This window comes from Marivita sp. (assembly GCF_020055635.1).
GTDB lineage: Bacteria > Pseudomonadota > Alphaproteobacteria > Rhodobacterales > Rhodobacteraceae > Marivita.
Window position 1 is genome coordinate 1 of record NZ_JAIPUT010000137.1, and the last position, 4,027, is coordinate 4,027.

The window sequence follows — 4,027 nt, forward strand, 5'->3', positions numbered from 1 at the left end:
AGAAGAGTAGATGCATTATTTTCATCAGTACTTGCCGAACTTGCATCCTTGGACGCGGTTTCTGGCAGGTTCAAAAATTGGTCGGGGTTATCTGATACTCTATCTTCACGGGGGTCAGCGTCTGGTTTTTTGCCAACAGTTAACGGAATAGCGTTTTTGGCTACACTCAGAAAATATTGATTGGATACAGCAGTCTTGTCTAGGAGACCTAGATCCTGCTGCAATACAGACGCGTCCGTGTCGCGCGTGTTTGCCTCAACGATTTGCTTGTTTGGCCTCGATAATTCAAGACCAAGGAAGTCTGCTAACATCTCAAAAAGATGACCTGAATCTTCGTCGGCTGAGATTCGAATATGTTCTATTTCGCCTTGTTCAAGCAGCGTCTGCGAAAGTCCAAGAGCCTCCCAGTCGTTCAGGACCTGCAATGGGTCATCCAAAACCGTGGACTCAGTCATGAAACCCCTGGCCATGGCGATAGTGTTTAACCCCATGGTGAAGGCGTTATTGTTTAAGATCAGTCCTTGCTGCTGGTGCAGCTGGGCCTCGCGGATCAAGTTCTGGTTGTCAAAAACCTCTTCATTCGGGTCGATCTCGCTGTCCTTGACTAAGTCTGAAGGTTCGAGATCTGTCTCAACAAAAATCTGGTCAGCGGTTAGCTTGTCGGGAGCGGAAACTGAAAACATGCCTTCGAAATCGAGCAACGCATCATTTTCCGCATTGGTCTCTTCCGGTGCCAGCATAACGAGATCTTCAGACGCCAGGAACAATGTCCAGATCAGGGCGGCGAGCATGGCCGAGGGATGCAGGCGCACCTTGCCACCGCGCTCGAGCCGGATCACCCGGCGTTCCGGGTCGTCGTCGGTGCTGCTGGCGGGCAGGGCCTGGTTGGTGAAATCGGCGATCAGCTCGTTGAAACTCGCGCCGCGCAGCGGACGCAGGACGTTTGGGCTATCGAGGATATAGACCCCGTCGATGCGGCAGAGATGGATGAACACCTCGCCATTGGCGTGGCAGAAGACGAACCACGGATCGCCTTCGTCGGTGACGCCGCGATCGGTCTCGACCGGCACATTCGCGCTGCTGAGCAACTGGCGAACCCGGAAGAGATCGGCAAGTTCCTGGTTGCTCCAATCCTTCTTGGGGTCGGGAAACAGGCCGGACAGACCGGAGCGGGACATGTCGCCGAGGCTGATGCCGCCATCCTCCGTGGTGCGGAACGACAGGGTCTGGTTTGCATCCGTCAGGAAATCCTGCCCCGACGGTGCGCCGTCCTTGTTCCGGAAGCTGAGGATCTTGGCCATAGAAGGATCGTCCCGATCAAACTCAATCGTGTCTCAGTGTACCGCCGATCAGTGCTCCGATCCAGAGAAGATACGCGATGTGGTGGATACGCCGTTGACCCGAAACATGTTTCCCATGCTCCGGGTGGCGCGTCAGCCCGCGTCTTCGAACAGGATTTGATAGGTCAGCGGTTCGTAATAGCGCAGCAATTCACGAACGAAACTGCGGGGCTCCTGGCCAAGTGCCGCGGCCCACTCCGCATAGCGGTGTGCCGGGATCTTGCCGCGACCGTTCTCCAGCTGCGAAATGAACGTGTAGTAATCGAGCGACAGGCGGTCGGCGAGATCGCGCTGCGACAGCCCTTCGGCTTCGCGCAGTGATTTCAGCCACAGGCCCAAGGTCGCACGTTGTTCCTTGGCTTCTTCGGGCGTCGATTTGTGCATTTCTGCAAGCATGGGTTTACCCTCAATTGGCAGCATCGGGGAAACACACCTGTCCTGTACAAACAGGTGTGTTCAGTGATCCACTATATAGCAGGTTTTCGCCCATGGCAAACGCAGTTCAAGTTTTGTGAAGGGATGTGGTGCCGAAAATGCTGCCAGTGGACAGATTCAATGCGCCGGTTGCAGCGTCAGCCGCCGAATGAGCGGCCCGCGCTAGGTGTCTACATCACACGATTCTGTTCTAAGTCGACCGCGATATCTTCGGCCGGTCGGAAATCGCGTGACTTCGATGTCACGATGGCGTCTTGAATCCTTCAAGCGTCTTGAAGGCGGTGCTCAGGTAAGGCTCATAGCGCATCCATTTTTCGGAACTGTTCTTGTAGATGGGTTGCCGGACTTGCTCGGCGGACGCCGTTCGCACGCTTTTTGCGTTCATGTGTGGTGCCAGTACCGCTTCTTACCAGTCGAGGCCCAGGTAATCCAGAAGCTGCCTTGTCTGACCTTCCTGATCTTCAATGAGCGCTTCATAACTGAGGTGATACACCTTGTCTCCAAGGACCCTGGCCCATTCCCGGACAAGGGTGCAGTAGATCTTGTAGTATTCGACCGCTGCATCAAGGTTGAAGCTGTATCCAAGCTGGGCACTTCGGAAGTTGCTGGTAAAGTTTGACCAGCATGTTGCCCTTGGATCACGGTGGATGTGAACCACTTTTGCTTCGGGCAACGCCGCGCATATCATCGGCAAGAACCGGAAGTTATGAGGCATCTTGTCGGTCACGAATGCGTTGTCACCCGCGATGGAGTCGATGTATTCCAGATACTTCACACGCAGTCGCAGCACGTGTTTCGGCGAGAATTCTTTCTCCTTGATAAGGGGGAGGACAAGCTTGGGAAACATGGTCAGTTCCCCTGCGCCATATACGGCGCTGTGGGACGATATGATCTGCTCTGTCAGAGTGGTGCCTGAGCGCGGCATGCCGACGATGAAAATCGGTGTTTTCGTCGCCTTGTAGGTGAATTCGTAATTGCGCAGGTATTCCGGAGCTCTTGCATAGATCTGCTTGAACAGAACGTGATCCTCCCGGATTGTGTAATCGAGTTCCTTTCGTCTCACCTCTGCCGCTTCGACAAGCCAGTTGAAGGCGTCCTGATATTTTTTCAAACGGTTGCACACATTGTAGAGGGCGTATTTCAGATGACGCTGCTCATGTGCGGTCAGGTCCTTGTTCCGCGAGAATTCTACGAGCCGTTCTTCGAGTTCTTCATCAATCGGAAATCCGCGTAGGGCCGTTGCCTCGGCATAGCAGGCGGCAAAGTTGGGCCTAATGCTCAAAGCCTCCTGGTATGCGGAAATGGCCTCGTCAAGTTGGCCTTTCTCCTTGAGCGCGCTGGCCATGTTGAAATAAGCATTGGCAAATCTCGGCTTGAGTATCAGCGCCTTTCGATACGCCGCGATCGCGTCGTCAAGTTCTCCCTCATCTCGCAGCATACCGGCCATGTCACAATATGCTTCAGCGTAGTCGGGCTTGAGTTCGATTGCCTTCCTAAAGGCGGAGATGGAGTCTCCAAGCTTGCCCTGTTCCTTGAAGGCATTGCCCAGACCGACAAAAGCCTCGATGTAATCGGGCTTGATCTGCAATGCCTGCTGATAAGACGAAATTGCCTCTTTGAAATTTTCGCAGTCTGCAAGCACGATGCCCAAGTTGTAATGCGCTTCGGCATAGTCCGGCCTGAGCGTCAGGGCCTGTTTGTAGGCGGCAATTGCCTCGTCGCGTTTTTCGCTCGCTCTCAAGGTGGCCCCGAGATTGTTTTGTATCTGATGCGACTTCGGATCGAATTCAGCAGCCTTGCGAAACGCGGTCTCGGCATCCGCAAGTTGCCCCGACGCCTTGTAGGCACCGCCAAGGATATCCCAAAGCGCGGCCGACGAAGGGAACCGCTCCACAAGCGCTTTCGTCTTCTCGATAACATTTCCGGTGCGACCTTTGGTCAGCAGCGTTGCAAGTTCCCTCAACTGTTCCAGCGACGGGTTCACAGCGGGGGCGGTGGTCGCCGGGACCGGCTTTCGTATGTGTGCAAGCGCCTGCTGTGCCCGCTTATTCTTGGGGAACGTGCTCAAGATGGAACGGTACAGCTCGTTTGCCTGGTCAATTTCCCCTTTTTGGGCATGCGACTTTGCCCGCATCAGGGTTTGCTCGACTGAGAGTTTCATCTTGTTGCTCCATCGGTCCTTCAATTGAGCAAATACCAGCCCTGCCGTTGCTCCGCACCCAAAAATTTAAGGCAGACAAGGGTCGTCCAGG

At 54.6% G+C, this 4,027-nt stretch carries 2 protein-coding genes and 1 pseudogene; all 3 read right to left on the reverse strand.

From position 1 onward, the window contains the following. A pseudogene (locus LCF60_RS23640) lies at positions 1-1,301 on the reverse strand (hypothetical protein); the annotation flags it as partial. Between the two features lie 132 nt (positions 1,302-1,433). Next, complete coding sequence (locus tag LCF60_RS23645; protein ID WP_292294986.1) at positions 1,434-1,736, reverse strand: helix-turn-helix transcriptional regulator; 303 nt, start codon at positions 1,734-1,736, stop codon at positions 1,434-1,436. 445 nt (positions 1,737-2,181) lie between these two features. Continuing rightward, positions 2,182-3,936 (reverse strand): tetratricopeptide repeat-containing sulfotransferase family protein, encoded by a 1,755-nt coding sequence (locus LCF60_RS23650; protein ID WP_292294987.1) that lies wholly within the window; start codon positions 3,934-3,936, stop codon positions 2,182-2,184. Between the last annotated feature and the right edge of the window lie 91 nt (positions 3,937-4,027).